The organism is Brevundimonas alba (genome assembly GCF_011927945.1).
Lineage (GTDB): Bacteria > Pseudomonadota > Alphaproteobacteria > Caulobacterales > Caulobacteraceae > Brevundimonas > Brevundimonas alba.
The window spans coordinates 1795917-1821454 of record NZ_JAATJM010000001.1 but is presented as its reverse complement, the minus strand read 5'-3'; the positions used below and the strand labels follow the sequence as shown (position 1 = coordinate 1821454).

Genomic DNA, 25538 nt, shown 5'->3' with positions numbered 1-25538 from the left:
CAAAGCAAAACGCCCGCCCCGTGACCGGGGCGGGCGTTTCGTCCAGTCTTCAGACCAGTTGTTACTTCTTGGCGCGACCGGCGCGGGCCGGCTTCCGGCCGCCCTGGCCGAGACCCATCTGCTTGGCCAGATCCGAACGCGCCTTGGCGTAGTTCGGCGCAACCATCGGATAGTCCTTCGCGAGGCCCCACTTGGCCCGGTATTCCTCGGGGCTCATGTTGTATTTGGTGCGCAGGTGACGCTTCAGCGACTTGAACTTGCGGCCGTCTTCCAGGCAGATCAGGTAGTCCGGCGTGATCGACTTGCGGACCGGAACCGCCGGTTCCTTGGGCTCGGGCTCCGGCTCGACCGCTCCGGTCGACACCTGCGACAGCGCCGCATGGATGCTCGAGATCAGGCCCGGCACTTCGGCGGCCTGAACACTGTTGTTGCCGACATAGGCCGACACGATGTCAGCGGTCATCTCGAGCAGTTGCGAGTTGTCTTCCATGCGCAGCCTCACCTTGTGATCTGATGGTGTCGGCTGAACGTTCATCGCCAGCCTGTGCGGCGGTCAATAGAGACGAACGCCGATTCACGCAATAGCGTATTCGTGCACGCTATAGCTAACGCTTATCAGACTAGCGGCGCTCTACTTAGGTTCAGATCAGCGGCCGAAGTTTTCCGCCAGCGCCAGCATCGCGGCCCGTTCCGGCGTCGAATAGTCGTCCACGCCGTCTTCCTCGCCGTCCCGGATCGCCCTTAATAGAGCGGGCGTCAAAGCGGACGACAGCGACCAATTCCAGTAACGCAGCACCGTCTGCACCCGGTCCACCGCCAGCATGTCATAGGTGACCTGAACCCGCTCCCACGTCGGATCGGGCGACCCGTCCTCGGTAACTTCGGGCCGGCGCATCGAACGCCACAGACCGGCGAGGTCCGACTTGGCCAGCCCCGTCGCCTTGCAGAGAATAGCCAGGGGTTCGCCGCCGGGGTCTCCCAGTATCTTCGCGCCGGTTATCGGCTTTACGCCGGCCAGATAGGCGATCTCCGTCGCCACCTCGCGGGTCAGGCCGTTCTGAGACGCCGCTTCCACCGCCTGTTCAAGACTGTCGTACGGGCTCTTCTCGATCGCCGCCCGGTTCCTTTGCCGCCGCTCGATGAACTGCAGCGCCTTTCGCGACACCGGATCCTGCCAGTTTTCCTCGGCGGCCATGGCGAAGACGTCCTCGACGACCTCCTGCATGACTTCGCGCGAGACGGCGAACCGCTGCAGAATGGTCCGCCGGTCGTCCGGCTCGCACCACCAGAACATCACATAGGCGCCAGACGGCCTAAGTTCGGGGCGCTTGAGGATATGCGGGCAAAGGCTGCGCTCGGTCCGGCTCAGGCTGACCACGCCCTCGACCGCGACCTGGCTCAGCCGGGCCGTCGAGTTCCGCAGCACCGCCTCGATCACCTGGGTCTCGCCGAAGCTCAACAGGGCTTCGGTGACCACCTCCGACAGTCCACGCCGGCTGGCCATCAGGAACCGATGCTCCAGCGCGGCGTCCCGGGCGCAGGCGACCAGATCGGCGTCCGACAGCGACGCGCACTGCTCGATCAGCAGGGCGGCGATGTCCGGCTCGTCCCGCAGCAGCATCCGCGCCAGCACGTTCGGCAACTCGGCCAGGGGCGCCAGGCGCGCCGCGACCCGTTTGCGGTCCTCGTGCGACGCCAGCCGCAGCATTTCGACCAGCAGATCGCCGGTCACGGAGCGTTCGAAGGCGTTGATCCGGCTCGTCGGCAGCGACACAACGTCGGCCAGCCGCTTCAGCAGCGCGTGGCGCGCGCGGAAGCCGCCTTGCGGCGCGGCCTCCTCTGGCATGGGAGCGGTTTCGGACATGTCGTCAGCGACGCTAAGGCGCGTCGGTTAACCGCCTGTGACGGTGATCCCGCCCGATCGCGCTACAGCCCTTCGAACAGCGCCGTCGACAGATAGCGCTCCGCGAAGCTGGGAATGATGGCCACGATCGTCTTGCCGGCATTCTCCGGCAGCTCAGCCTGGCGGAAGGCCGCGACCAGCGCCGCGCCCGAACTGATGCCGACCGGAATGCCCTCCACCCGCGCAGCCCTGCGGGCCATGTCGAAGGCGTCCTCGTTCGATACCTGTTCCACGCCGTCGATGACCGAGCGGTCCACGATCGAGGGGATGAACCCCGCGCCGATACCTTGGATCTTGTGCGGCCCCGGCTCGCCGCCGGACAGCACCGGCGAGGCCGTCGGCTCGACCGCGATCATCCGCACCGACGGCTTGCGGGCCTTCAGCACCTGGCCGACGCCCGTGATTGTCCCGCCCGTACCGACGCCGGAGATCACGATGTCGACCGCGCCCGCCGTGTCGTTCCAGATCTCCTCGGCGGTGGTGACCCGGTGGATGGCCGGATTGGCCGGGTTTTCGAACTGAGAGGGGCTGACCGCGCCCGGCGTCCGGTCCAGCAGTTCCTGGGCCATGGCGATAGCGCCCTTCATCCCCTTCTCGGCCGGCGTCAGGACCAGTTCCGCGCCCAGCAGCGCCAGCATCTTGCGTCGCTCCATCGACATGCTCTCCGGCATGACGAGGATCAGCCGATAACCCTTGGCCGCGGCGACGAACGCCAGCGCGATCCCCGTATTGCCGCTGGTCGGCTCGATCAGCACCGCCTCCGGCCCGATCCGCCCCGCCTGCTCCAGCGCGTCGATCATGGCAACGCCGATGCGGTCCTTCACCGAGGCGATCGGATTGAAGAATTCCAGCTTGGCCAGCACCGTCGCCTTCGGCTGGTACTCCGCCGACAGCCGCGGCAGGCCCACCAGAGGCGTATCGCCGATGGTGTCGAGGATGGAAGCGTAGACCTTTCCCCGCCCCGACTTGGCGTGGCGGCTCGGGTCATAGGCGGCGTCGGACATGGGAAGGTCTCCGGAAATGCCGGTCTGGCTGCCTACAAGATAGGGCGAATACTCGCGCCGCAAGGCTGGACCCGCAGATTCCCACGGCCTAGCTTGGTTGCCGGGGGACGCTCACATGACAGACGCTACACTGCCCACCGCCCAGGCCGACCGGATCGGCGAGGTCGACATCATCCGTGGCTTCGCCCTGTTCGGGGTGTTGTGGATGAACGTCCTCGGCATGGGCGACTTCCTCGTTCCCGCCGACAAAATCCACGGCCTGACGGAACTGCCGACGCTGGAGAAGATCGTCGGGTTCGCCTCGCACCTCCTGATGGGCGGCAAGGCGCAGGCCCTGTTCTCGATGCTGTTCGGCTTCGGCTTCGCCATCATGATGGAGCGGATCGGCCAGAGGGGCGGCAACGGAACGCGTATCTACCTCCGGCGCCTGACGGTCCTGCTGATCGTCGGCCTCGCCCATGTGCTGCTGCTCTGGATGGGCGACATCCTCAACGCCTACGCCGCCATGGGCTTCCTCCTGCTCCTGACCCGAAAATGGCCCGGCAAGCTCCTGCTCGCTGTCGGCGTGTTTCTGGCCGGCGTCCTGCCCGGCCTGCTGATGCTCTACTATCAGCTCGCCTACCCCGACGTTCCCCCGCCCTTCCTCGCCATTTTCGATGCCGGAGCGGCCAGCCGCTGGCCGTTCGTCATGGGCCATGACTATCCGGCCTTCGTCGTCGCGATGTTCCGCGGGACCTTCTTTGAATTCTACGGCCAGCCGATCGCGTTCAGCTATCTCGGCTGGATCCTCGGCCGCTTCATGATCGGCAGCTGGATTTTCCGGCAGGGCTGGCTGCAGGCGCCGCAGCGGTATCTGACAGGCTTCTCCATTGTCGCCGCCACCTTCATCCCGCTCGGGCTGATGCTGACGCTGCTCCGCCCGATCATGAAGTCCCTCGAACTGAAGCCCATGGTCTGGGCCCAGCCGATCTTCCGCGGCCTGAACCCGGTGGCCGAGGTTATCCTCGCCCTCGGCTACGGCGCCCTGATCATCATCCTCTGCCAGCTTCCGCGGGTTCGCCGGTTCCTCTCCGGCCTCGGCTCCGTCGGCCAGATGGCCCTGACCAACTACCTGACCCAGAGCGCCTTCTTCTTCGTCTTCCTGTACGGCTTCGGTTTCGGACTGCTGCCGTGGATGGGTCCGACGCTCAGTCTCGCCTTCGCGCTGGTCGTGTTCGCCGTGCAGATCGTGTTCAGCCGCTGGTGGCTCGGCCGTTACGCGTACGGGCCGGCGGAATGGCTATGGCGCTGGGCCACCTACGGCGTGAAACCCGCGCTCAAGCGGGGATAGACGGCCCGATCTTCACGGCTGGTTAACCACGATCCCGCATCCGTTAAGGCCTGTTCAGGGGCCCTCGTTTGCGCAATCTCGCCGCCGCCGTCGAAGCGATCGACCCGCTGGTCGTGACCGGCAAGGTCGCGGGCGTGAACGGTCTGCTGATCGAGTCCAAGGGCGGCCTCTCGCGCCTGGCGGTCGGCGCCCGGGCCGAGATCGAGCGCCGCCACCTGTCACCCCTGCCCGCCGAGGTCGTCGGCTTCCGCGACGCCAAGGCCCTGCTGATGCCATTCGGGCCGGTCGAGGGCGTGGCCCCCGGCGCCGACATCCGCATCATTGACACCGCCGCCGCCGTGCGTCCCACCACCGCGTGGCTGGGCCGCATCATCGACGCCTTCGGGACGCCCATCGACGGCAAAGGGCCCTTGCCCCTCGGCCCCGCCGCCTACCCCCTGCGCGCGCCCCCGCCGCCGGCCCATTCGCGCGGCCGGGTCGGAGAGCGGCTCGACCTCGGCGTCCGCGCCATGGACGTTTTCACCACCACCTGCCGTGGCCAGCGTCTCGGCATCTTCGCCGGCTCCGGCGTCGGCAAGTCGGTGCTCCTCTCCATGCTGGCGCGTCAGGCCACCTGCGATGTCGTCGTCGTCGGCCTGATCGGCGAACGGGGCCGGGAGGTCCGCGAGTTCATCGAGGAGACGCTCGGCGAGGAAGGCCTGCGCCGCGCCATCGTCGTCGTCGCCACCTCCGACGAGCCGGCACTGAAACGCCGGCAGGCCGCCTATATGACCATGGCCATCGCGGAATTCCTGCGCGATCAGGACCTTGAAGTCCTGTGCCTGATGGACTCCGTCACCCGTTTCGCCATGGCCCAGCGCGAGATCGGCCTCGCTGCGGGCGAGCCGCCCACCACCAAGGGCTACACGCCCACAGTCTTCACCGAACTGCCCAAGCTGCTGGAGCGCGCTGGCCCCGGTCCCGTCCGCTCCGACGGCACGACCGCCGGGCCGATCACCGCCCTGTTCACCGTGCTGGTGGACGGCGGAGATCATGACGAGCCCATCGCCGACGCTGTACGAGGCATCCTCGATGGCCACATCGTCATGGACCGCAAGATCGCCGAGCGCGGCCGCTTCCCCGCCATCGACGTGCTCAAGTCCGTCAGCCGCACGCTTCCGGGCTGCCAGACGCCGCCGGAGCGGGAGCTGAACCGCCGCGCCCGCCAGTGCCTGTCGGCCTACGCCAACATGGAAGAGTTGATCAAGATCGGGGCCTACCGCACAGGCGCGGACCCGATCGTCGACCGCGCCATCGCCCTCAATCCCGCGCTCGAGGCCTTCCTCGGGCAGGATCACCATGACGTGACGCGACTGGCCGATTCCTTTGACCGTCTGGAAACCATTCTGAATCAAGGAATGGTCCAGTGACCGGAGACGCACGATGACCGCCTGGGCCCAATCCCTGATCCGCATCTCCAACTACGAGGTCGAGACGCTGCAGAAGCGCCTCGCCGAGATCACCGCCCGCCGCGCCTCCGCCGAAATGCGTATCGCCGTGCTCGAGGCCGAGGTCGAGATCGAGCAGGAACGCGCCCGCGAGGATGCCGAGGCCGGTCTCCTGCTGCAGGCCTATCTGAACGGCTGGAAGCTGCGCAAATCCGCCGCCCAGGCCGACGTCGTCGAGATCAGCGCGGAAGAGGATGGCGCCCGCGACGCCCTCACCGGCGCCTTCGAGGAACTCAAGAAGTTCGAGCACGTCGCTGAAACGACGCGCCTCAACCGGCTGATCGCCGCCGGCAAGCGCGAAACCGCCGCCTTCGACGAACTGGGTCTGAGGCGTCGTGCCGGCTGACCGGTTCGCCCTGAACCGCCGGGCCGTTCTCGCCGCCCCGTTCGCGATCGCCGCCTGCACCGAACGTTCGGCCGCCGTGGCCCAGACGCCCGGCCCGATCCCCGCGCCGCTGAAGTCGATCGCCCCCTGCCCCTTCGGCGCCACCGGCATGACCTGGCAGCTCGACCAGCCTGAATGGGTCGAACAGATCCTCCGCCACTGTTCCCAGCTGACCCCCGAGTGGGAGCAGAAGATGGAGCGCACCCTCGGTCCCGGCTTCACCTATGATTTCGGGCCGTCGGACCGGGTCGTCGCCTTCGCCCGCGACAACGGCCTGCGCGTCCACGGCCACACCCTGATCTGGTATGCCCAGGGCGCCGAATTCTTCAACGACGATCTCCCGCGCGACCGCTTCGCCGCCGAGTTCGATCGCTACATCACCACGGCGGTCAGCCGCTATCGGGGCCGGATGGCCGGCTGGGACGTCGTCAACGAGCCGGTGGCGGAAGACGGAAACGGCCTGCGCGACTGTCACTGGAGCCGCGCCTTGGGTCTCGACGGCTACATGGTTCGTGCCTTCCAGCAGGCGAAGGCCGCCGATCCCGACGCCGTCCTGTTCCTCAACGAGTACAATCTCGAGAACATCCCGGCCAAGGGCGCGACCTTCCTCCGGCTGGTCGAGCGCCTGCTCAAGCTCGGCGCGCCTGTCGGCGGCATCGGCACCCAGTCGCACCTCGACATCGAAATCCCCGCTGGCCAGATCACCGCCTTCATGCGCGACGCCGCCTCGCTGGGGCTGCCGATCCACGTCTCGGAGCTCGACTTCCCGATGAAGCGCGACGGCCGCATGCCGGACCTGCGCTCCATGGCCGGCAAGCGGGCGCAGCAGGTCGCCCGCGTCGGCGAATTGGCCGAGGCCTTCATGGCCCTGCCGGAGCGCCAGCGCTACGCCTTCACCACCTGGGGCCTGCGCGACACCGACAGCTGGTTGCTCCGCGATCCGAACCGCAAGGGCGACGACGACAGCCCCCTCCTGCTCGACGCCCATGGCCGCGCCAATCCGGCCTATCAGGCCGTCGCCGACGCCTTCAGCGGCCGCGCGGGCGCCTAGACCACAGCCGCATCGATCCCCGCCATCTCCAGCTCGGCCAGCAGCGCCACCACCGCGGCGTCGACCGCCTCGGCGTCCCGCCCGCGCACCACCAGATTGGTCCCGATCTCGCCCGCCGTTCCCGCGCCGAATGGATAGCTGCCGAAGCTGATATCCCTCTGCGCCCGCGCCGCCGCGGTCAGAATGTCCGCGATATTGCCCTCGCCGACGCCGGTTACCCGCACCGTCCGCGCCTGCACCACCGCGCCTTTCCTCAGGCGCGGAGCCACGTCCTCCAGCATGGCTGTCATGATCTTCGGCACCCCCGCCATTACGAAGACGTTGCCGATCTGGAACCCGGGCGCATCGGTCACCGGATTGGCGATCAGCGAACCGCTCTCCGGTATCCGCGCCATCCGCCGCCGCGGCGCGTTCAGTTCGTCGCCATAGCGCCGCTCGAGGATCGCCAGCGCCTCCGGATGCTCCGGCAGGCCTACGCCTAACGCCGAGGCGACCGCGTCCGCCGTGATGTCGTCGTGTGTCGGCCCGATGCCGCCGGTGGTGAAAACGTAGTCATGGGCGCCCCGCAGCGCATTCAGCGCCTCCACGATCTGCCCCTTCCGATCCCCCACCGTCCGCGCCTCCAGCAGGTCTATCCCCAGCGCCGACAGGAACCGCGCGATGGTGTTCAGGTTGGTGTCCTGCGTTCGCCCGGACAGGACTTCATCGCCGATGATCAGCACGGCGGCGGTGGGAGACGGTTTGGTCATGGGTCTACGCTATACGGTCAGGGACGCGCGGTCATCGTAACGCCTTGAGCTTGTGTGCTATGATCGCCATCTGAACGCGCCGACCGAGACCCCGAAAGCCCCGCCTGATGTACGAGACCCCCGAACTGGACAGCGACGCCTTCGTCCGCACCCACGAAATCCGCGTCCACGACGCCGAGGCTTTCGAGGGCATGCGCAAGGCCGGCCGTCTGGTGGCCGAGGCGCTCGACATGATCACCCCCTATGTGGTCCCGGGCGTCACCACCGGCGAGATCGACGACCGCATCCGCGAGTTCACCCTCGACCACGGCGCCCTGCCCGCCTGCCTCGGCTACAAGGGCTACGAAAAGACCGTCTGCACCTCGATCAACCACGTCGTCTGCCACGGCATCCCCGGCGACAAGGTTCTCAAGGACGGCGACATCGTCAATATCGACCACACGGTGCTGGTCGACGGCTGGCACGGCGACTCCAGCCGCATGTATGCCGTCGGGAATATCAACGCCCGCGCCCGCAAACTGATCGACGTCACCTATGACTCTCTCGCGGCCGGCCTCGCCGTGATCAAACCGGGAGCCACCTTCGGCGACATCGGCTACGCCATCCAGCAGGTGGTCGAGGCCAACCGCATGTCGGTCGTCCGCGACTTCTGCGGTCACGGCATCGGCCGCGTCTTCCACGACAGCCCCAACGTCCTGCACTACGGCCGCCGCGGCGAGGGCGCGACCCTGCGCACCGGCATGTTCTTCACCGTCGAGCCGATGGTGAACCTGGGCAAGCCGCACGTGAAGGTTCTGTCCGACGGCTGGACCGCCGTGACCCGCGACAAGTCGCTGTCGTCCCAGTGCGAACACAGCATCGGCGTCACCGAGGACGGCTGCGAACTCTTCACCGCCAGCCCCGCCGGCCTGTTCCGCCCGAAATTCTGACGGGCCGCCGGCGAGCCTGACCGGGGCCGCCGCCGAACTGGACGTTCTTCTTATGTTCTGACATGGTGCGGCAGCTTGGCTGGAGGCCGCCGTGTCCGCAGTGCTGCCCTTCCCCACCCTCTCCCCCCGCCCGGCCTCCGCGCCGGCGGCGGTTGCTCCCCTCAAGAGCGCCGGCCTCTCCGGCCATCGCGAGCGGCTGCGCGACCGCGCCAGAGCCGCCGGCCTCCACCACCTCCCCGACTACGAACTCCTCGAACTCTTCCTGTTCCGCAGCCAGCCGCAGGGCGACGTCAAACCCATCGCCAAGGCCCTGCTGGCGCGGTTCGGCTCTCTCGCGGCCGTGCTCGCCGCCTCCGTCGAGGATCTCATGACGGTCCGGACTGAGGACGCCCGCGGGCGCACCAAGGGCATCGGCGCGGAGACGGCGCTCGACCTCGCCGCCCTGCACGAGGTCGCCCGGCGGGTCAGTCTCGAAGAAGCGAGCAAGCGGACCGTCATCTCCTCCTGGACGGCCCTGCTCGCCTACGTCCGCCTCTCGCTCCAGCACGAGCCGCGCGAGCAGTTCCGCGTCCTCTATCTCGACAACCGCAACCAGCTGATCCTCGACGAAATCCAGAATCGCGGCACCGTCGACCATGCCCCGGTCTATCCGCGCGAGGTCGTGCGCCGGGCGCTGGAGCTTTCGGCCAAGTCGATGATCATCGTCCACAACCATCCCTCCGGCGACCCGACCCCGTCCCGGCCCGACATCGAGATGACCCGCCAGATCATCGAGGCCGCCCGCGCTCTCGACCTCTCCGTCCACGACCACCTGATCGTCGGCCGTGACGGCGTCGCCAGCTTCAAACAGCTGGGGCTGATGTGAGCGGGCCATCGCGCAGGGCCCTGCTGGGCGCCGCTCCGGTCGCCGCCCTCGCCGGCGCGGTCTCCGCCCAGCCCGCGTCCCCCGCCGTCATGGTCTCCACCTGGGACTTCGGCGCCGCCGCAAACGCCGCTGGTGTCGCGGCCCGGTCCGGCGGCGGCTCTGCGCTGGACATGGTCGAAGCGGGCGGTCGGGTGGCCGAGGCGGACGAAAGCAACTCCTCCGTCGGGCTGGGCGGCCTCCCGGACCGCGACGGCCGCGTGACGCTGGACGCCTGCGTCATGACCTGGGCCGGGGACATCGGCGCCGTCTGCGCGCTCGAGGACGTCGTCCATGCCGTCTCCGTCGCCCGCCGCGTCATGGAGCGCACGCCCCACACCATGCTGGTCGGCGAGGGCGCCCGGACCTTCGCCATCGATCAGGGCTTCGAGCTTCAGAACCTGCTCACGCCCCGCGCCGAGGCGGCATGGCGGGAGTGGCTGAAAACCGCCGACTACGCGCCCCGCATCAACAGCGAGAACACCGACTGGCGCTCCATGCCCGGCGGTCCCGGCAACCATGACACCATCGGCCTGCTGGCCATCGACGCCGCCAACCGCATGGCGGGCGCCTGCACCACCTCGGGCATGGCGTTCAAGATGCGCGGCCGCGTCGGCGACAGCCCGATCATCGGCGCGGGCCTCTATGTCGACGACGAGGTCGGCGGCGCCACCGCCACGGGTGTGGGCGAGGACGTTGTCCGTGTCGCCGGGGCCCATTCGGTGGTCGAAGCCATGCGCGCTGGCCTCGACCCGACCGCCGCCTGCCGCCGCGTCATCGAACGGCTCGCCCGGCTGCGCGGCTCGAAGGTCGCCGCCTCGCAGGTCGCCCTGCTGGCTCTCGACAAACAGGGCCGCGCCGGCGGCTTTGCACTCCAGCCTGGCTTCACCTACGCCGTGACCGACGCCGCCGGCCATACCCGCATCGAGCGAGCCGGAGCCCTCTTCGAGACCCCATGACTACCCTGATCACCGAACGCCTGACACTGACGCCGGCCGCCCTGTCCGACTACGACGACCTGTGCGCGCTCTGGGCCGATCCCGCCTTCATCCAGCATATCTTCCCCGATCCCCTGAGCCGCGAGGACGTCTGGTTCCGCCTGCTGCGCGACATCGGCCACTGGGAGGCGCTGGGCCACGGCAACTGGACGATCCGCCTGAAGGACAGCGGCGACTATGTCGGCAGCGTCGGCGTTCTCGACTACCATCGTGTCATGGAGCCCGCCTTCGACGCGCCGGAGCTCGGCTGGGGCGTCCATCCGCGCTTCCAGGGCAAGGGCCTGGCCTTCGAGGCCCTGTCCGCCGCCCTCGCCTGGTGCGACGACAGCCTGAACGCCGCCCGTACCGTCTGCATGATCTCGCCGGACAACACCCCCTCCGTCGCCCTCGCCCGCCGCGCGGGCTACGCCCCCTACGTCGAGACCACCTACAAGGGCGAGGCGGTAACCCTGTTTGAGCGCACCGCCGCCTGAACCGCGACGCTGTAGCCAGCCATTAAGGTTTACGCGGCATTGTGGCGGGCGAAATTCGTGAGAGACGCCGTCCGCCCATGCCCATGCCTGTCGAAGAGCTTCGCGGTCATCTGACCGAAGCCTTTCCCGACGCCGAGATCGTCATCGACGATCTGGCCGGCGACGGCGACCACTATCGCGCCCGCATCGTCTCTGCGGCCTTCGCCGGTCTGCCGCGGGTCCGTCAGCACCAGCTCGTCTATGCGGCGCTGAAGGGCAAGATGGGCGGCGAACTGCACGCCCTGGCGCTCGAAACCTCGACGCCGGCCCAAGCCTCGCCGGCAGGAGACTGAACCATGCGCTACCGTCCCTTCGGACAGGCGGGTCAGGCAGTTTCGGCGCTGACGCTGAGCCTCGGGCCGCGCGACATCGCACAAGGCCCGGAAGCCGGCCGTGAACTGATCTATTCGGCCCTCGAAGCCGGCATCAACAGCTACCGCCTGGAAACCGCCGATCCCGTGCTGGCGGAAATCCTCGGCCAGGCTCTGAAACACGTCGACCGCAAGCTGGTGCAGGTCTCCCTGACCCTCGGCGCCGGCGACGGCCGCCGCGGCTCGGACCGCGACTTCTCGGCCGAGGGCATCACCTCGGCCATCGACCGCGCACTCAGCATCTCCGGCCTGGGCTGGTTCGATCTGGCCGTTCTGGACGAGCCTGCCGACCACGAATTGCCGCAACCCACCCTCGGCGCCCTCAAGGCCCTGCGCGCCACCGAGCGCGTCCGCCTGCTGGGCATCTCCGGCGAGGGCGAGGTGATGGACACCTATGTCTCGACCGGCGCCTTTGACGTCCTGACCACGCCGTTCCACGTCAACTCGCCCTGGCAGATCCGCTCACGCCTGCGCGCCGCCCGCGAGGCGGACATGGCCATCTTCGTCTACGACTATTTCCCGGAAAGCCTCGACACGGCGAAGAAGGCCGCGGCGGTGCACCAGCCCAAGAAGGGCCTGTTCGGCTTCGGCGGCTCGAAATCGAAGGCGAACCCGCTGGCCCACGCCGGCACCTTCGCCTTCCTGCACCGGACCAACAACTGGCCGGCCGAGGCCATCTGCCTCGCCTACGCCCTGACCGACCCGTCGGTCTCCAGCGTGCTGATCCGCGCCAGCGACACCGAACGGCTCAACATGCTGGCCTTGGTGCCGGATCGCGACATGCCCCCGGGCCTCGCCGCCCAGATCGAAATGGCCCGCGTCGCCGGCGCCAAGGCGGCCTGACACCGGCCCTGAGGCCTTCCGGCGCCTTGACCCGGCCCCTTCGGGCGCCTAGCTGACGGCCTTCACCGAAAGGCCCGTTGCAGTGACCGATCAAGCCGTCGCCAATCCCGTCCACGCCTTCATCGCCGATACGGTGAAAGAGCATGACGTCGTCCTGTTCATGAAGGGCACGCCGGACGCGCCGCGCTGCGGCTTCTCCTCGCTGGCGGTGCAGATTCTCGACCACGTGGGCGCGTCGTTCGTCGGCGTCGACGTGCTGCAGGACGAAGCCCTGCGCGACGGCATCAAGACCTTCAGCGACTGGCCGACCATTCCCCAGCTCTATGTGAAGGGCGAGTTCGTCGGCGGCTCCGACATCGTCCGCGAAATGTTCAACGCCGGCGAGCTCCAGACCCTGCTGACCGACAAGGGCGTGCCCCTCGGCGACGCCGACGCCTGATGGCGAAGGCCCAGCTCGAGCCCCGGACCGACCGCGAGATCTTCGTCGTCCCGCTCGAGGTCCGTCCTGATCACATCGACGACAACGGCCACGTCAACAACGTCGTCTATGTCGGCTGGCTGCAGGACGCGGGCACGGCCCACTGGAACGCCCGCTTCGACGCCGAAACCCGCGCCCGCTGGTCGTGGGTCGCCGTCCGGCACGAGATCGACTATTTCCGCCCGCTGCTTCCCGACGCCGTCGGCGTGAAGGCCCGCACATGGGTCGGCGACCCGCAGGGCCCACGCTTCAACCGCTATGTCCGCATCGAGGACGCCGAGGGCCGGCTCTGCGCGCAGGGCGTCTCGGAGTGGGTGTTGGTCGACGCCGCGACCATGCGGCCGCACCGCATCCCCGCCGACATGCTGCCCGCGTTCGAGGCGCGCTGACCGGCCTTAGCCGCGTGGCAGCTGGTAGGGGTTCTCGACCGAGACCCGGCTGCCCGGCGCCAGTCCCATCTCCTGGAAGGTCCAGCGCATCTCGACGCCCTCGGCGCGCGGCTGCTGGCAGCGGTCTTCCTTGATCCGGCGCAGGGTGATCACCGAGCCTTCGCCGTCGCGGCGCACGACCGGCGTCAGATCGGCCTTCTCCGTGCAGCCGTTCGAGCTGACCCAGAACACGGCCTGGTCCTGCACGATGGCGGCCGCGTGCACCGCCTCGATCTGGCCCGGAGCCTCAGCCGTCTCGACCGGCTGATCCTGCGGCATGAACCGGTCGACAAGCGCGCAACCCGGCAGGGCGGCGGCCAGCGCGAGCGCTCCGGCGAGCGTGACGATCCGTTTCATTCCCGGCCTCCCGCGCCGAAATCCTGAACAGCCCCAATGTGCGCCTGTTCGCCCGCAAGGGGAACCCGGCTCGGGCGGATACGGAAAGGGGCCCCGGATTGCTCCGGGGCCCCTGAAATCCTGTCGAAGGCGAAGCGCTTAGGACGAGTAGTACTCGACCACCAGGTTCGGCTCCATCTTCACCGGGAACGGCACGTCGGCCAGTTCAGGCACGCGGACGTAGCGAACCGAGAAGCCGCGGTCGCCCAGCTCGAGGTAGTCAGGCACGTCGCGCTCCGACGACTGCTGGGCTTCGAGCACCAGCGCCATGGCGCGGGACTTTTCCTTGACCTCGATGACCTGGCCCGGCTTGACCCGGTACGAGGCGATGTCGACCTTCTTGCCGTCGACGGTCACGTGGCCGTGGTTGACGAACTGGCGCGCGGCCCAAGGGGTCGGCACGAATTTGGCGCGGTAGACGATGGCGTCCAGACGCGATTCCAGCAGGCCGATCAGGTTCTCCGAGCTGTTGCCCTTGCGGCGAGCAGCTTCCGCATAGGTCGCGGCGAACTGCTTCTCGGTGATGTTGGCGTAGTAGCCCTTCAGCTTCTGCTTGGCCTTCAGCTGCAGGCCGAAGTCCGAGACTTTCGACTTGCGGCGCTGGCCGTGCTGGCCGGGGCCGTAGGAACGCTTGTTGACCGGGGATTTCGAACGGCCCCAGAGGTTTTCACCCATGGCCCGGTCGAGCTTGTACTTGGCGCTGTGGCGCTTGGACATAAGTCACTCTCTATATGATGCGGCCCGGTCCCTCCCCAACTGGAGGGACGATCTCAACGGCGGTCCACGCATCGTCCGTAGTGGATCACGCAACGCGGCGAGCCGGTGGCGTGAAGGCGGGGCTTATGACCGCCCAGGCCCGCCGCGTCAAGACTCGGGAACCCAGACGAAGCCGTCGTCCCGACGCTGGAAGCGGCCCACGCCGGGGAACGGGAAGTGGACGCCGTAAACCCGAAGGCTCTCCGACGCCCCCCGGTTCAGCAGCCCCTGCCGCGTGGTCACGCCGGGGGCGCCATCGCTGTCCCAGCCGTTCACCAGTTCCGGCCGCTGCACCGAGACCAGCGAACTGTGCATCGCATCGCCGATATACAGCAGCCGCTCGGTTCCCGAGACGATCTCATAGCCGCTGTGCCCCGGCGTATGCCCCGCCAGCGGAACCGCCTTGATCGAGGGAGTCACCTGCGCGCCCGGCGCGAACGTCTGCACCCTGGGCGTGATGGCCGCCAGCAGAGGCGCGGCTCCCGCCTCGGCCGCGCCGGCCTTGGCGAACTCCCACTCCGCCGCGCTCATGCGGACCACGGCGTTGGGGAAGGTCAGGGCGCCGTCCTTGCCGGCCAGTCCGCCGACGTGGTCGCCGTGGGCGTGCGAGATCAGCACATCCGTCACCTGCCCCGGCTCGACGCCCGCGGCCCTCAGCGAGGCAAGCAACTTGCCCTCCGTGCCCATCTGTCCGCCCGCGCCGGTGTCGATCAGCACCACCCGCTCCCCGTCCCGGACCAGCAGCGGCTGGATCGACAGATGGATCTGCCCGTCCGCCTGACCCGAGGCCGTCAGCAGCGCCGACACCTCGGCGGTGTCGCTCCATGGACTCATCTCGCGGTTCGTGGCCGGGAAGGCCATCTCACCGTCCTTCAGCGCCACCGCCTGTATCTGGCCGATGCGGAAGGCGTGGATGTCCGGATGCGACAGCGCGGCCGGCGGGGTCGACGTCGCCTCCCGCTTTTCCGGCTCCGGCGAACAGGCCGCCGCGCCCATGGCGGCGAGGATCAGGCTGGCGGCGGCGATGCGGGCATAAAAGGTCATGACGGCTCCGGGGGCGAGAACTGCAGCTACGCTAACTTGGGAACCGCAACGCCCGGCGCCAGCGCACCGGGCGTCTTTTCGGGTCAGGCCGTCGCCGCGGCGAACAGTTCGTTGGCCTTGTTCCAGTTCACCACCGTCCAGAACGCCTTCAGATAGTCGGCCCGCCGGTTCTGGTACTTCAGGTAATAGGCGTGCTCCCAGACGTCGGCGGCCAGCACCACAGCGCCCTTCTCGTCCGCCACATCCATCAGCGGATTGTCCTGGTTCGGGGTCGAGGTGACCTTCAGCTTGCCATCCTGAACGATCAGCCAGGCCCAGCCCGAGCCGAACTGCCCGGCCCCCGCCGCGTTGAACGCCTCCTTGAACGCGTCCATGCCGCCCAGATCGCGGTCGATCGCCGCCGCCAGTTCGGCCGAGGGCTGACCCGCCTGATCGACCGGCGCCAGCAGCTCCCAGAACAGGCTGTGGTTCCAGTGCCCGCCGCCGTTGTTGCGGACCGCCTTGGGAAGCTTCGAAATCCCCGCGAACAGCTCCTCCAGCGACTGGCCCTGCAGCGCGCTGTCGGCCTCCACCGCCTTGTTCAGATTGTCGACATAGGTCTGGTGGTGCTTGTCGTGGTGGAAGGTCATCGTCTCCTTGTCGATGGCCGGCTCCAGCGCGTCATAGTCATACGGGAGGGGCGGAAGCGTAAAGGCCATGGGGAGGCTCCTTCGACAGGTTTCGGGGAGCCCTCATCTAGGCGCCCGTGTCCCGAACCCAAGGCCGGCGGCCGAATTCCGTTCCCCTCAGCCCGCCGGCAGATTGGCCTTCAGACAGTCGCGCACGGCCCGCCGCAGGTCGCCGGAGGCATTGAGGAAGTCGACGCCCTCAGCGACGAACACCGCCTTGGTCGCGGCGTCCAGTCCATCGGAAAGTGCGCCGATCACGCGCTTCTGCCCCTTCTCATGCAGGCAGAAGCCCAGCTCTACGCACAGGGCTGAAAAGAGGTTGTCATAGGTATCGTCGAGGTGGGCTTCGTCGCTCATCGCAAGCTTCCTGTTTGAACTCAGCCCTTAAGCCTTTCGGCGTGGAACGCCACATGGTCGGCGATGAAGCTGGCCATGAAGAAGTAGGAGTGGTCGTACCCCGGCTGCATCCGCAGGGTGACCGTCTGCCCCGCCGCCTCCGCCGCGGCCGTCAGCAGTTCCGGCTTCAGCTGTTCGGCCAGGAAGGGGTCGGCGTCCCCCTGATCGATCAGGATGTCGTCATAGCATCCGTCGCCCACGCCGGCCTCGATCAGCCGCGCGGCGTCATGCTCCGCCCAGGCCTCGCGGTCATCGCCCAGATAGGCCGCGAACGCCTTCTCCCCCCACGGACACCGCGTCGGCGAAGCGATCGGCGCGAAGGCCGACACCGACCGGAACAGATGCGGATGCCTGAGCGCCAGCGTGAGCGCCCCGTGCCCGCCCATCGAATGCCCGCTGATCGACCGCGCCTTCGTCGTCGGAAACTCCGCGTCGATCAGTCCGATCAGCTCGCCCGTGACATAGCTCTCCATGCGGAAGTGCGGCGCCCAGGGCGCCTGCGTCGCATCCACATAGAAGCCCGCCCCCTGCCCGAGGTCATAGGCGGGATCGTCCGCCACGCCCTCGCCGCGGGGCGAGGTATCCGACGCGACGACGATGACGCCATGCTCCGCCGCGGCTCGGTAGGCCCCCGCCTTGGTGGTGAAATTATCCTCGGTGCAGGTCAGGCCCGACAGCCAGATCAGCACCGGGAACGGCCCCTCGCCCGGGGGCGTGAACACCGACAGCGTCATGGGTGTGCCGGTGGTCGCGCTGTCGTGCCGCAGATAACGCAGGGTGCCGCCGTGAACAGCGTGAGTCTTCAGGGTTTCCATATTTCCGCTCATCCCCGCGAAGGCGGGGATCCAGTTCTTTCCAGCGAGATGCAGGCGTTTCAGGAGATCGTTCCTGCCAGTCTAGACAGACCGATCACCCAAAGCACTGGGTCCCCGCGTTCGCGGGGATGAGCGGTATGAGAAAGTCACCCCGGCCTGTGCATGGCGCAGACCTTGTTGCCCGCCGGATCGCGCAGATAGGCCAGCACCAGCGTCCCGAACGGACCATTCCGCTCACCGGGCGGATCCTCGATCGAGCGGCCGCCCGCCGCCACGCCGGCGTCGTGGAAAGCCTGCACCATCTCGGGCGTTTTCGCATGGAAGCCGATCGTTCCGCCGTTGGCGTGGCAGGCCGGGTCGCCGTCGATCGGCTTGCCGACCGCGAAGGCGCCGCGCGCCGTCCGCCACCAGTAGCGTCCCTTCGGATCGGGCCCGCTGGCTGGCTCCAGCCCCAGCGATCCCAGAACGGCGTCATAGAATTTCCGCGACGCCTCGACGTCGTCCGCACCGAGTGTGACGTGGGTGAACATGGCTTCCCCTCCTGTTGTTCAGACAGTTTTCTTAAACAACTGTCCGCGCCGCGCAAGCCTCAGAACACCACCACGCTGCGGATGCTCTCGCCTGCATGCATCAGGTCGAACGCCTCGTTGATCCGCTCCAGCGGCAGGGTATGAGTGATCATCGGGTCGATCTCGATCTTCCCGTCCATGTACCAGTCGACGACCTTGGGCGTGTCGGTCCGCCCCCGCGCGCCGCCGAACGCCGAGCCGCGCCACACCCGGCCAGTGACCAGCTGGAACGGCCGCGTGGCGATCTCCTTGCTCGCCTCGGCCACGCCGATGATCACACTCTCGCCCCAGCCGCGGTGGCAGGCCTCAAGCGCCTGACGCATCACCACCGTGTTGCCGGTGCAGTCGAAGGTGTAGTCCGCCCCGCCGCCGGTCATCTCGACCAGATGCGCCACCACGTCCGGCACATCCGTCGGATTGACGAAATGGGTCATGCCGAACCGGCGGCCCCACTCTTCCTTGGACGGATTGATGTCTACGCCGACGATCATGTCGGCCCCGACCATCTTCAGCCCCTGGATGACGTTCAGCCCGATGCCGCCCAGTCCGAAGACGACGCAGTTGGCGCCCGGCTCGACCTTGGCCGTATTGACCACCGCCCCCACGCCCGTGGTCACGCCGCAGCCGACGTAGCAGGCCTTGTCGAACGGCGCGTCCTTGCGGATCTTCGCCACCGCTATCTCGGGCAGCACCGTGAAGTTCGAGAAGGTCGAGCAGCCCATGTAGTGGGCGATGGCCTGCCCCTTGTAGGAAAATCGCGAGGTCCCGTCGGGCATCAGCCCCTTGCCCTGCGTCGCCCGGATGGCGGTGCACAGATTGGTCTTGCGGCTCAGGCAGCTTTTACATTGCCGGCATTCCGGCGTGTACAGCGGGATCACATGGTCCCCGACCGCGACGCTCGTCACCCCCGGCCCGACCTCGACCACCACCCCGGCGCCCTCATGGCCCAGAATGCTCGGGAAGATGCCCTCCGAGTCCAGCCCGTCCAGCGTATAGGCGTCGGTGTGGCAGATGCCCGTCGCCTTGATCTCGACCAGCACCTCCCCGGCGCGCGGCCCCTCCAGATCGACCTCGACGATCTCCAGCGGACGTTTGGCCTCAAAGGCGACGGCGGCGCGGGTTTTCATGGATCGGGTCTCCTGTGCGTTGGCGTTCTTCTAGGACAGACCGCCGATGCTATGGAACCGCATGACGCACAGAAACCTCGTCATCCTCACCGGCTCCGGCATTTCCGCCGAGTCCGGCGTCCCCACCTTTCGCGCCGCCGACGGTCTGTGGATGGGTCATCGCGTGCAGGACGTCGCCACGCCCGAGGCCTTCGCTCGCGACCCCGCCCTCGTGCAGGACTTCTACAACCAGCGCCGCCGCCAGCTGGCGCAGGTCGAGCCCAACGCCGCCCACCAAGCCCTCGCCGAGCTCGCCGCCCGCTGGGACGGAGACCTCCTGCTGGTCACGCAGAACGTCGACGACCTCCACGACCGTGCCCATGCGTCCACCCCGCCCGCGGCCGGCTTCGAGCTGATCCACATGCACGGCGAACTGCTCAAGGCGCAGTGCACCGCCACCGGCCAGGTCCTCGACTGGCCCGGCGACCTCGCCCCCGACCAGCCCTCGCCGTTTCGTCCAAAAGGTCGCCTGCGCCCGCACATCGTCTGGTTCGGCGAATGGCCGCTGCGGATGGACCGGATCGAGGCCGCCCTCGCCGCCTGCGACCTGTTCGTCTCCATCGGCACGTCCGGCGCGGTCTATCCGGCCGCCGGCTTCGTCCAGCTGGCCAACCACGCCGGCGCCCGCACGGTCGAGCTCAACCTCGAGCCCTCCCTCGGCAGCCGTTTCTTCGACGATGCCCGCTACGGTCCGGCGACCGAGATCGTGCCGGCCTTCTTCGCCGGCCTCTAGCTCTCGCCCGCCGCCTTCTTCGCCGCCAGTTTGGCCAGCACCCGGCCGCGCCCCTTGGCCAGAGCGTGGATCACGCCCCGGAACGTCGCCACCTCCTGCTCGCTGAACGCCGCCCGGCCCAGCATGACCCGCAGGTTCTGGCTCATCGACCGCTTCTTCTCCGGCGGATGGAAGAAGCCGCCCTCGTCGAGCTCCTTCTCCAGATGCTCGTACATGCCGATCAGCAGGTCGTTCGACGCCGGCGGATCGCCCTCCCGGAACCGCGGCGGCGGCGCGTCGAGGATCAGCGTCCGCCACTCATAGGCGTTGATCGCCACCGCCTGCGCGAGGTTCAAGGAGTGATGCTTGGGATCGATGGGGATGGTGACGATCCCCTGCGTCAGGGCGATGTCGGTCGTCTCCAGCCCGGCCCGCTCGCCGCCGAACAGCAGCCCCACGCTCAGCCCGGAGGCCCGGTCGTCGTACAGCAACCGCGACGCCTCGCGCGGCGTCCGCACCGGCATCCGCGTCTCACGCGGCCGGGCGGTGGTCGAGAAGACGGTGTTCAGGTCGGCCACGGCCTCCGCCACGCTGTCGAACACCTTCACGGCGTCCAGCACCCAGTCGGCGCCCGAGGCCGTGGCCCATGCCCGGTCCTGCGGCCAGCCGTCGCGCGGGCTGACCAGACGCAGTTCGGACAGGCCGAAATTGGCCATCACCCGCGCCACCGCGCCGATGTTGTCGGCCAACTGCGGCTTGTCGAGGATGACGACGGGGGGGGTGAGCTCGCTCACGTCCGGTCAGTCCTCGCCATACATCGCCAGCCACGGATCGGCGGTCCCGGCCTCGACCTCGGCCACCTTCACCGCCGGCCAGCCGATCGAGTCGTCCGCCGCGTCGCGCCACGCCAGCACATAGAGGTCGCGCAGCTCCGACGCCCCCGCCGCCAGCCGCCCGATGGCGAACGTCGCGCCCCGCGCATCGCCCTCGCCGAAGCCGCCGGCCTTCTCCAGCCGGTAGAAGGGCGTCACCTCCGCCAGCGTCGTCTTCAGATAAGCGGGCACCCGCGCGCGCAGGTCGAAACCTTCCAGCCGCGGCGCGCTCATCGCCGCCTCGACCACATCCAGCCGGGCGACCCGCGCGGTGAACGCCCCCTCAAAGGCGCCGTGCGTCTGCCGCGAGGTGGTGAAGCCCTCGGGGTTGGCGGCATCCCGCGCCCAACCGTTGAAATGGATCGTCGTATGGTGCGGCTGGCTGCCGTCGCCGACGTAGTGGGCCAGATAGCCCATGTCGCGCAGGATCACAGCCTCGCGCCGCTGCCGGTCCTCGCGATACCAGGCCCGCTTGCCCGGATCCGTCTCGCGCGCCTCGGCGGCGTTCAGCACCCGCCACGTCGCGAAGTCACGCACCAGATGCTGGTAGGCGTCCCAGATGGCGTAGGGCAGGTAGCCGGCGTCGTCGACATCGAGCCCGGCGGCGACCAGCGCCGCGTCATATTCCGACTTCAGCCGCGGCAGGGCGTCGATCGACGGCCCGGCGGCGCTGATCACATGGGCGTTGTCGTCCATGTCGATGAAGTGGGCGGTGTCGCGCTCCCGGTCGTGCGGCTGTCCGCCCCCCTTGGTCCGGTCCGGCTCCCGCGCCAGTTCGCCGATGTCGGCCGCCGCGCCCGGCGTGCGCAGGAACCCCGGCAGTTCCTCCGGCAGGCCCCGCACCGCCGCCACGCCGATCAGCCGGTGCCCGGTGTTGCCCCACGCCGAGACGGCCGCGGGCACGGAGGCGAGCAGCAGCGCCGAGACGGCGGCGGCGGCGAGGGCGAAACGCTTCATGGAACAGGCTCCGGACTGGGTTCCGCCGGGTTAAATCCACGCCGCGGCGGCGTCCAGCGGCATTATCGGGGCGGGCCCGCTTGACCGCCCCCGCACCGGCCCCCTACCCCTGCTTCCGCATCGTTTTCCGGGGTTGGGTCATGTTCAAACGCGCGCTTCTGCTTTCCGCCGGCCTGCTGGCCTTCGCCACCGCCGCCACCGCCCAAAGCCCGGCGACCGTCGATCCCGTCCGCGTCGCCGCCCATGAGAATTTCCTCGCCGGCGAGGCTCTGCGTGGCCGCGGCAGCGCCACACCGGACGAGGCCGTCGCCGCCGCCTATGTCGCCGCCCGGTTCCAGGAATACGGCCTTACTCCCGCGCCCGGCATGAGCGGCTATCTGCAGACCGCCGGCGTGGTCCAGCAGCCGCCCAGCGCCCCCGGCCGCCGTCCCCGCTTCACGGTCACCGGGCCCGAGGGCGCGGTGCGGATCACCACCAACGCCATCGGCTGGCTGCAGGGCTCCGACCCGTCGGCCGGCGTCATCATGATCACCGCCCACCTCGACCACCTCGGCGTCCAGCCGGACGGCACGGTGCGCTACGGCGCCAACGACGACGCCTCGGGCACGACGGCCGTGCTGGAGCTCGCCCGCACCCTCGCCGCCGGCGAACGTCCGAAGCGCAGCATCCTGTTCGTCTGCTACGGCTCCGAAGAACTGGGCCTGCTCGGCTCCGAGTATTTCGGTTCCCATTCGCCCGTGCCCCTGACCGACGTCATCGCCAATCTCGAGATCGAGATGATCGGCGCCCAGGACCCCAACATGCCGGCGGGCGTGATGATGATGACCGGCTTCGACCGCTCCAATTTCGGCGCGGCCCTCAAGGAGCGCGGCGCCCTGATCGCCCCCGACCTCTATCCCGAGCAGCATTTCTTCGAGCGCTCGGACAACTACCAGCTGGCCCTGCAGGGCGTCGTCGCCCACACCATCTCCGGCTGGGCCACCATCCCGACTTATCACACGGCCGAGGACGACCTGGCCCACCTCGACATCCCCTTCATGACCCAGGCCATCCAGTCGCTGGTCGAGCCCCTTCGCTGGCTCGCCTCCACCGACTTCAAGCCGGAATGGGCCGAAGGCGGGCGTCCGCAGCCGCGGCAGTAGTTCCCCGCGGAAGGATCAGCGGATCCCGAACGCCTGCTCGGTCCGCGCCACCCAGGCCGTGACCGCCGGATATCCGCCAAGGTCGAACCCGCCCTCGTGCGCCACCCGCGTGTAGGCGACCAGCGCCAGATCGGCGAGCGTCGGCCCGTTGCCGACCAGCCAGTCCGCCCCGGTCAGCGCCGCTTCCATCCGATCCAGCGCCGCACGGCCGCGCTCCATCAGCCGCGGCTCGATCTCCTCCGCCGCCTTGCCGAGGAACGCCCGCTGAAACCGCGCCACGGCCACGTAAGGTTCGTGACTGTACTGCTCCCAGAACAGCCATTCGTACATCCGCGCGCGATCCCACGGATCGGCCGGCATGAAGGCCGTCCCCTCGCCCAGAAACCCGATGATCGCGTTCGACTGCGCCAGCACCCGACCATCGTCGGACACCATCGCCGGAACCTGTCCCGCCGGATTCATCGCGAGAAGTTCTGTGGACCGCGTCGCACCGCTCATGACGTCGGTTTCGACCCACCGATAATCACGGCCGAGCCATTCCAGCAACCACTTGACCTTCAAACAGTTGCCCGAGCGAATATCTCCGAAAACAGTAAGCATCGCGCCCCAGCAAAGTGTTTTTGATCTGCGAATACAGCTTACAGATTTGACGGCCTTGGCCAAACGAGATTCGGCTTAACCATCACAAGGCCCACTTATCCACCGCTTGACCGGACAGGTGGTCGCACCCGGGCTCGAATGTCTGGTTTTCGCCACATTCCTTGACGACAAGCGCCCCGCCGGACGGACAGGGGCCGGTGCTTACGCGAGTCGAATCATGGTCGGCAGTGCCGCTGCGTTCGCCCTTTTCTGGGCGATGGCCTTCCCCGCTCATGGGGCGGTTCAGGGTGATCCCGTTTCCTACGAAGCCGCGGTTGCAGCCGACCGGGTCGTGGAATCAACGGAGCCCGCGACCGAAGGTTCCGACAGCGGCATGGCGGGTATGAACGCCGAACAGCAGGCCCTGATGGATACGGACCCGCGCTGGACCGCGCGCGTCAACCTTTACCATGCGGGCGGCGGCGGAGCGACGGGCAACGACAGCCTCGGATGCCGTCCCGTGCCGATGCGCACCATCGCCACCGACCCCCGCTACATTCCCCGCCGCACCCGCGTCTTCATTCCGGAAACGGTCGGCATGCGCATGGCCGACGGCTCCATCCACGATGGCTACTGGTACGCCTCCGATACGGGCGGCGCGATCAAGGGCCAGAAGATCGACATCTTCACCGGCCAGGGCCGCGGCTCGATGCAGCCGGCCATGCGCTTCAACCAGCGCCGCCTGACGCTCGTGGACGCCGGCCGCTTCGACGGCTGCCCGCCGTCGTGGGACGCACAGCCCAGCCAGTCCACCCTGATGGCCTCCGCCGCCACCAGCGTCGGCTCGCAATAGTCTCTGTTCCACGGCCCGCCGCGCCGGGTTAGCGTCCCCGGATGGAGGGCGCTGATCTCTATCTCGGATGGCGGACCGCGCTGCTCGGTCTGGCGACGCTGCAGATTCTCCTGCTCGCCGTCGCCCTGCTCGTTGAGACGGGAAACCGCGTAGCCAACCGGACGCTGGCGGCCTTGCTCGCCGTTCTCGCCGGCCTGCTCATCCCCTATGCGATCGGCTTCGCGGGCTTCTATGACGCCTTCCGCTGGCTGACCTTCGCGCCTTTCGCCATCCCGCTGGCGGTCGGGCCGCTGCTGTACGGCTATGCCGCCTCCCTCGCGGACGGACGTCTTCCACCGCGCTGGCGCGCGCATCTCGCTCCGCCCGTCCTGCAGCTCGCCTGGTTCGCCCTCTGTTTCCTGCTGCCTGCCGATCTGAAGTGGGACTGGTACACGGGCGGCCATCGGACGTTCGTGGCTCCGCTGTTTCAGGCGATGGAGATCGTCAGCCTCGCCGCCTATGCCTTTGCCCTGCGCGGCGTCCTGCGGCGGCAACGCACCCGGCTGGCGGATCAGCGCAGCGACGATGATCGCTTCTCCGCTCGTTGGCTCGGACGGCTTCAAGCGGCGATCCTGATCGGTCTTGTGACACAGACCGGCTTCTGGCTTTGGTCCCTGATCACTGGCGGCATCGACTTCTTCCAGGAGACCGGCCTCTATCTCGCCCTGGCCGCGCTCGGCCTCTACCTCGGCGTAGCCGGCTGGCGTCATGGCGCCCTGCCTGTTCCGCTTCCCGCCCCACTGCCTCCGGTCGTCGCGGAGCCGCCGACGTCGTCACCGCCTCCTGACTGGGCGGTCGTGGCCACCGACGTGGACCATCGTGTGCGGGAGGCCGGATGGTGGCGCGAACCTGACCTCACCCTGCCGAGGCTGTCCCGCCTGCTCGGGACCAACACCGGCCGCCTCTCACGCGCGCTCAACCTCGGCCTCGGCGTGAATTTCTCGACCTTCGTCAACGGCCTTCGGGCTGAGGGTGTCGCCGGGGCCCTGCGCGCCGACCCGGATGCGGACCTCCTCGATCTCGCCTTCGACATGGGGTTCGCGTCCAAGGCCAGCTTCAATCGAGCGTTCAAGTCCCGCTTCGGAATGGCCCCCTCTCAATACCGCCGATCCGTCTCAGATCATGACTTTGCGGACCCTGAAGCGAAACTGAGGCGCGTCGCGCTCTGACCGGAGCCAATGTCTCCCGACCGCACCGTGGAGTCC

General features: G+C 68.3%; 31 protein-coding genes. 16 read left to right on the top strand and 15 right to left on the bottom strand.

Translation table 11 applies throughout. The features are described from left to right. Positions 1-61: 61 nt before the first annotated feature. From GGQ87_RS08875 to cysK, 3 genes are all read right to left on the bottom strand, one after another. A complete protein-coding gene (locus GGQ87_RS08875; protein ID WP_168046658.1) occupies positions 62-490 on the bottom strand; it encodes a Ros/MucR family transcriptional regulator in 429 nt (142 codons plus the stop codon). A 156-nt stretch (positions 491-646) separates the two neighbouring features. Next, positions 647-1864, bottom strand: coding sequence for a DUF2336 domain-containing protein (locus tag GGQ87_RS08870; protein ID WP_168046656.1), 1218 nt, complete (start codon positions 1862-1864; stop codon positions 647-649). A gap of 62 nt (positions 1865-1926) precedes the next feature. Then, positions 1927-2907, bottom strand: coding sequence for a cysteine synthase A (gene cysK, locus GGQ87_RS08865; protein ID WP_168046654.1), 981 nt, complete (start codon positions 2905-2907; stop codon positions 1927-1929). Between the two features lie 115 nt (positions 2908-3022). Here cysK and GGQ87_RS08860 point away from each other — a divergent pair, with 115 nt between their 5' ends. From GGQ87_RS08860 to GGQ87_RS08845, 4 genes are all read left to right on the top strand, one after another. After that, positions 3023-4237, top strand: coding sequence for a DUF418 domain-containing protein (locus GGQ87_RS08860; RefSeq protein ID WP_168046652.1), 1215 nt, complete (start codon positions 3023-3025; stop codon positions 4235-4237). Between the two features lie 68 nt (positions 4238-4305). Then, entirely contained in the window at positions 4306-5646 is a 1341-nt protein-coding gene (gene fliI, locus GGQ87_RS08855) for a flagellar protein export ATPase FliI (RefSeq protein ID WP_168046650.1), read from the top strand. Between the two features lie 13 nt (positions 5647-5659). Beyond that, positions 5660-6070, top strand: coding sequence for a flagellar export protein FliJ (locus GGQ87_RS08850; RefSeq protein WP_168046648.1), 411 nt, complete (start codon positions 5660-5662; stop codon positions 6068-6070). Next, positions 6060-7160, top strand: coding sequence for an endo-1,4-beta-xylanase (locus GGQ87_RS08845; protein WP_342448338.1), 1101 nt, complete (start codon positions 6060-6062; stop codon positions 7158-7160). Before GGQ87_RS08850 ends, GGQ87_RS08845 begins: the two co-directional genes overlap by 11 nt. On the opposite strand, the gene GGQ87_RS08840 is transcribed toward GGQ87_RS08845, so the two are convergent. Further along, on the bottom strand, positions 7157-7909 hold the full coding sequence (locus tag GGQ87_RS08840) for a competence/damage-inducible protein A (RefSeq protein WP_168046646.1): 753 nt from the start codon (positions 7907-7909) through the stop codon (positions 7157-7159). The two genes, GGQ87_RS08845 and GGQ87_RS08840, sit on opposite strands and share 4 nt — an antisense overlap. Positions 7910-8016: 107 nt before the next feature. On the opposite strand from GGQ87_RS08840, the gene map reads away from it, so the two are divergent. From map to GGQ87_RS08800, 8 genes are all read left to right on the top strand, one after another. After that, positions 8017-8838 carry a type I methionyl aminopeptidase gene (gene map / locus GGQ87_RS08835; RefSeq protein ID WP_168046644.1) on the top strand — a complete coding sequence of 274 codons (822 nt, stop codon included), beginning with the start codon at positions 8017-8019 and terminating at the stop codon, positions 8836-8838. Positions 8839-9034: 196 nt separating this feature from the next. Then, the gene (gene radC / locus GGQ87_RS08830) at positions 9035-9703 is read left to right on the top strand and encodes a RadC family protein (protein WP_209282520.1); all 669 of its coding nucleotides are present in this window, start codon (positions 9035-9037) and stop codon (positions 9701-9703) included. Further along, entirely contained in the window at positions 9700-10698 is a 999-nt protein-coding gene (locus GGQ87_RS08825; protein ID WP_342448337.1) for a glycosylasparaginase, read from the top strand. The genes radC and GGQ87_RS08825 overlap by 4 nt, the downstream gene beginning before the upstream one ends. After that, positions 10695-11210: a GNAT family N-acetyltransferase gene (locus GGQ87_RS08820; RefSeq protein WP_168046640.1), complete on the top strand. Its 516-nt coding sequence runs from the start codon at positions 10695-10697 to the stop codon at positions 11208-11210. The genes GGQ87_RS08825 and GGQ87_RS08820 overlap by 4 nt, the downstream gene beginning before the upstream one ends. 77 nt (positions 11211-11287) lie before the next feature. Then, the gene (locus GGQ87_RS08815) at positions 11288-11542 is read left to right on the top strand and encodes a BolA family protein (protein ID WP_168046638.1); all 255 of its coding nucleotides are present in this window, start codon (positions 11288-11290) and stop codon (positions 11540-11542) included. Positions 11543-11545: 3 nt separating this feature from the next. Next, complete coding sequence (locus GGQ87_RS08810) at positions 11546-12463, top strand: aldo/keto reductase (RefSeq protein ID WP_168046636.1); 918 nt, start codon at positions 11546-11548, stop codon at positions 12461-12463. 82 nt (positions 12464-12545) lie between these two features. Continuing rightward, positions 12546-12902: a Grx4 family monothiol glutaredoxin gene (gene grxD, locus GGQ87_RS08805; RefSeq protein WP_168046634.1), complete on the top strand. Its 357-nt coding sequence runs from the start codon at positions 12546-12548 to the stop codon at positions 12900-12902. Beyond that, positions 12902-13330, top strand: a complete 429-nt coding sequence (locus tag GGQ87_RS08800) for an acyl-CoA thioesterase (RefSeq protein WP_168046632.1) — start codon at positions 12902-12904, stop codon at positions 13328-13330. The genes grxD and GGQ87_RS08800 overlap by 1 nt, the downstream gene beginning before the upstream one ends. Positions 13331-13336: 6 nt before the next feature. Here the strand turns inward: GGQ87_RS08800 and GGQ87_RS08795 are convergent, their stop codons facing one another. The 8 genes from GGQ87_RS08795 to GGQ87_RS08760 all read right to left on the bottom strand — a co-directional run bounded on the left by GGQ87_RS08795 (position 13337) and on the right by GGQ87_RS08760 (position 19140). Further along, positions 13337-13726: a hypothetical protein gene (locus GGQ87_RS08795; RefSeq protein ID WP_168046630.1), complete on the bottom strand. Its 390-nt coding sequence runs from the start codon at positions 13724-13726 to the stop codon at positions 13337-13339. A 138-nt stretch (positions 13727-13864) separates the two neighbouring features. Beyond that, the gene (rpsD, locus tag GGQ87_RS08790; RefSeq protein ID WP_168046628.1) at positions 13865-14482 is read right to left on the bottom strand and encodes a 30S ribosomal protein S4; all 618 of its coding nucleotides are present in this window, start codon (positions 14480-14482) and stop codon (positions 13865-13867) included. A gap of 147 nt (positions 14483-14629) precedes the next feature. Further along, positions 14630-15565, bottom strand: a complete 936-nt coding sequence (locus GGQ87_RS08785; RefSeq protein ID WP_168046626.1) for an MBL fold metallo-hydrolase — start codon at positions 15563-15565, stop codon at positions 14630-14632. An 83-nt stretch (positions 15566-15648) separates the two neighbouring features. Beyond that, complete coding sequence (locus GGQ87_RS08780; RefSeq protein ID WP_168046624.1) at positions 15649-16263, bottom strand: superoxide dismutase; 615 nt, start codon at positions 16261-16263, stop codon at positions 15649-15651. 87 nt (positions 16264-16350) lie between these two features. Then, positions 16351-16590, bottom strand: a complete 240-nt coding sequence (locus GGQ87_RS08775; protein WP_168046622.1) for a hypothetical protein — start codon at positions 16588-16590, stop codon at positions 16351-16353. Positions 16591-16610: 20 nt separating this feature from the next. Further along, positions 16611-17444: an S-formylglutathione hydrolase gene (gene fghA, locus GGQ87_RS08770; RefSeq protein WP_168046620.1), complete on the bottom strand. Its 834-nt coding sequence runs from the start codon at positions 17442-17444 to the stop codon at positions 16611-16613. 146 nt (positions 17445-17590) lie between these two features. Beyond that, on the bottom strand, positions 17591-17974 hold the full coding sequence (locus GGQ87_RS08765; protein WP_168046618.1) for a VOC family protein: 384 nt from the start codon (positions 17972-17974) through the stop codon (positions 17591-17593). A 59-nt stretch (positions 17975-18033) separates the two neighbouring features. Next, entirely contained in the window at positions 18034-19140 is a 1107-nt protein-coding gene (locus GGQ87_RS08760; RefSeq protein ID WP_168046616.1) for an S-(hydroxymethyl)glutathione dehydrogenase/class III alcohol dehydrogenase, read from the bottom strand. Between the two features lie 61 nt (positions 19141-19201). Here GGQ87_RS08760 and GGQ87_RS08755 point away from each other — a divergent pair, with 61 nt between their 5' ends. Next, positions 19202-19912 (top strand): NAD-dependent deacylase, encoded by a 711-nt coding sequence (locus tag GGQ87_RS08755; protein WP_168046614.1) that lies wholly within the window; start codon positions 19202-19204, stop codon positions 19910-19912. Here GGQ87_RS08755 and GGQ87_RS08750 read toward each other — a convergent pair. Then, entirely contained in the window at positions 19909-20685 is a 777-nt protein-coding gene (locus GGQ87_RS08750) for a TrmH family RNA methyltransferase (RefSeq protein WP_168046612.1), read from the bottom strand. The two genes, GGQ87_RS08755 and GGQ87_RS08750, sit on opposite strands and share 4 nt — an antisense overlap. Positions 20686-20691: 6 nt before the next feature. Next, complete coding sequence (locus tag GGQ87_RS08745) at positions 20692-21720, bottom strand: phospholipase C/P1 nuclease family protein (RefSeq protein WP_168046610.1); 1029 nt, start codon at positions 21718-21720, stop codon at positions 20692-20694. 140 nt (positions 21721-21860) lie between these two features. On the opposite strand from GGQ87_RS08745, the gene GGQ87_RS08740 reads away from it, so the two are divergent. Then, positions 21861-22862: a M28 family metallopeptidase gene (locus GGQ87_RS08740; protein WP_168046608.1), complete on the top strand. Its 1002-nt coding sequence runs from the start codon at positions 21861-21863 to the stop codon at positions 22860-22862. Positions 22863-22877: 15 nt separating this feature from the next. Here GGQ87_RS08740 and GGQ87_RS08735 read toward each other — a convergent pair whose 3' ends face one another. After that, on the bottom strand, positions 22878-23525 hold the full coding sequence (locus GGQ87_RS08735; protein ID WP_342448336.1) for a glutathione S-transferase family protein: 648 nt from the start codon (positions 23523-23525) through the stop codon (positions 22878-22880). Positions 23526-23835: 310 nt separating this feature from the next. Between GGQ87_RS08735 and GGQ87_RS08730 the strand changes: the two genes are divergently transcribed. Continuing rightward, entirely contained in the window at positions 23836-24294 is a 459-nt protein-coding gene (locus GGQ87_RS08730) for a 3D domain-containing protein (protein ID WP_245161445.1), read from the top strand. 41 nt (positions 24295-24335) lie between these two features. Beyond that, positions 24336-25502 (top strand): helix-turn-helix domain-containing protein, encoded by a 1167-nt coding sequence (locus GGQ87_RS08725; protein ID WP_168046604.1) that lies wholly within the window; start codon positions 24336-24338, stop codon positions 25500-25502. The last annotated feature ends 36 nt before the right edge of the window (positions 25503-25538 follow it).

Coding starts and splice junctions, on each gene's coding strand:
- GGQ87_RS08875 (WP_168046658.1), bottom strand. CDS start 490: ATGGAAGACAACTCGCAACTGCTCGAGATGACCGCTGACATCGTGTCG.
- GGQ87_RS08870 (WP_168046656.1), bottom strand. CDS start 1,864: ATGTCCGAAACCGCTCCCATGCCAGAGGAGGCCGCGCCGCAAGGCGGC.
- cysK (WP_168046654.1), bottom strand. CDS start 2,907: ATGTCCGACGCCGCCTATGACCCGAGCCGCCACGCCAAGTCGGGGCGG.
- GGQ87_RS08860 (WP_168046652.1), top strand. CDS start 3,023: ATGACAGACGCTACACTGCCCACCGCCCAGGCCGACCGGATCGGCGAG.
- GGQ87_RS08850 (WP_168046648.1), top strand. CDS start 5,660: ATGACCGCCTGGGCCCAATCCCTGATCCGCATCTCCAACTACGAGGTC.
- GGQ87_RS08840 (WP_168046646.1), bottom strand. CDS start 7,909: ATGACCAAACCGTCTCCCACCGCCGCCGTGCTGATCATCGGCGATGAA.
- map (WP_168046644.1), top strand. CDS start 8,017: ATGTACGAGACCCCCGAACTGGACAGCGACGCCTTCGTCCGCACCCAC.
- GGQ87_RS08820 (WP_168046640.1), top strand. CDS start 10,695: ATGACTACCCTGATCACCGAACGCCTGACACTGACGCCGGCCGCCCTG.
- GGQ87_RS08815 (WP_168046638.1), top strand. CDS start 11,288: ATGCCCATGCCTGTCGAAGAGCTTCGCGGTCATCTGACCGAAGCCTTT.
- GGQ87_RS08810 (WP_168046636.1), top strand. CDS start 11,546: ATGCGCTACCGTCCCTTCGGACAGGCGGGTCAGGCAGTTTCGGCGCTG.
- GGQ87_RS08800 (WP_168046632.1), top strand. CDS start 12,902: ATGGCGAAGGCCCAGCTCGAGCCCCGGACCGACCGCGAGATCTTCGTC.
- GGQ87_RS08795 (WP_168046630.1), bottom strand. CDS start 13,726: ATGAAACGGATCGTCACGCTCGCCGGAGCGCTCGCGCTGGCCGCCGCC.
- rpsD (WP_168046628.1), bottom strand. CDS start 14,482: ATGTCCAAGCGCCACAGCGCCAAGTACAAGCTCGACCGGGCCATGGGT.
- GGQ87_RS08785 (WP_168046626.1), bottom strand. CDS start 15,565: ATGACCTTTTATGCCCGCATCGCCGCCGCCAGCCTGATCCTCGCCGCC.
- GGQ87_RS08780 (WP_168046624.1), bottom strand. CDS start 16,263: ATGGCCTTTACGCTTCCGCCCCTCCCGTATGACTATGACGCGCTGGAG.
- GGQ87_RS08775 (WP_168046622.1), bottom strand. CDS start 16,590: ATGAGCGACGAAGCCCACCTCGACGATACCTATGACAACCTCTTTTCA.
- fghA (WP_168046620.1), bottom strand. CDS start 17,444: ATGGAAACCCTGAAGACTCACGCTGTTCACGGCGGCACCCTGCGTTAT.
- GGQ87_RS08765 (WP_168046618.1), bottom strand. CDS start 17,974: ATGTTCACCCACGTCACACTCGGTGCGGACGACGTCGAGGCGTCGCGG.
- GGQ87_RS08760 (WP_168046616.1), bottom strand. CDS start 19,140: ATGAAAACCCGCGCCGCCGTCGCCTTTGAGGCCAAACGTCCGCTGGAG.
- GGQ87_RS08755 (WP_168046614.1), top strand. CDS start 19,202: ATGACGCACAGAAACCTCGTCATCCTCACCGGCTCCGGCATTTCCGCC.
- GGQ87_RS08745 (WP_168046610.1), bottom strand. CDS start 21,720: ATGAAGCGTTTCGCCCTCGCCGCCGCCGCCGTCTCGGCGCTGCTGCTC.
- GGQ87_RS08740 (WP_168046608.1), top strand. CDS start 21,861: ATGTTCAAACGCGCGCTTCTGCTTTCCGCCGGCCTGCTGGCCTTCGCC.
- GGQ87_RS08730 (WP_245161445.1), top strand. CDS start 23,836: ATGGCGGGTATGAACGCCGAACAGCAGGCCCTGATGGATACGGACCCG.
- GGQ87_RS08725 (WP_168046604.1), top strand. CDS start 24,336: ATGGAGGGCGCTGATCTCTATCTCGGATGGCGGACCGCGCTGCTCGGT.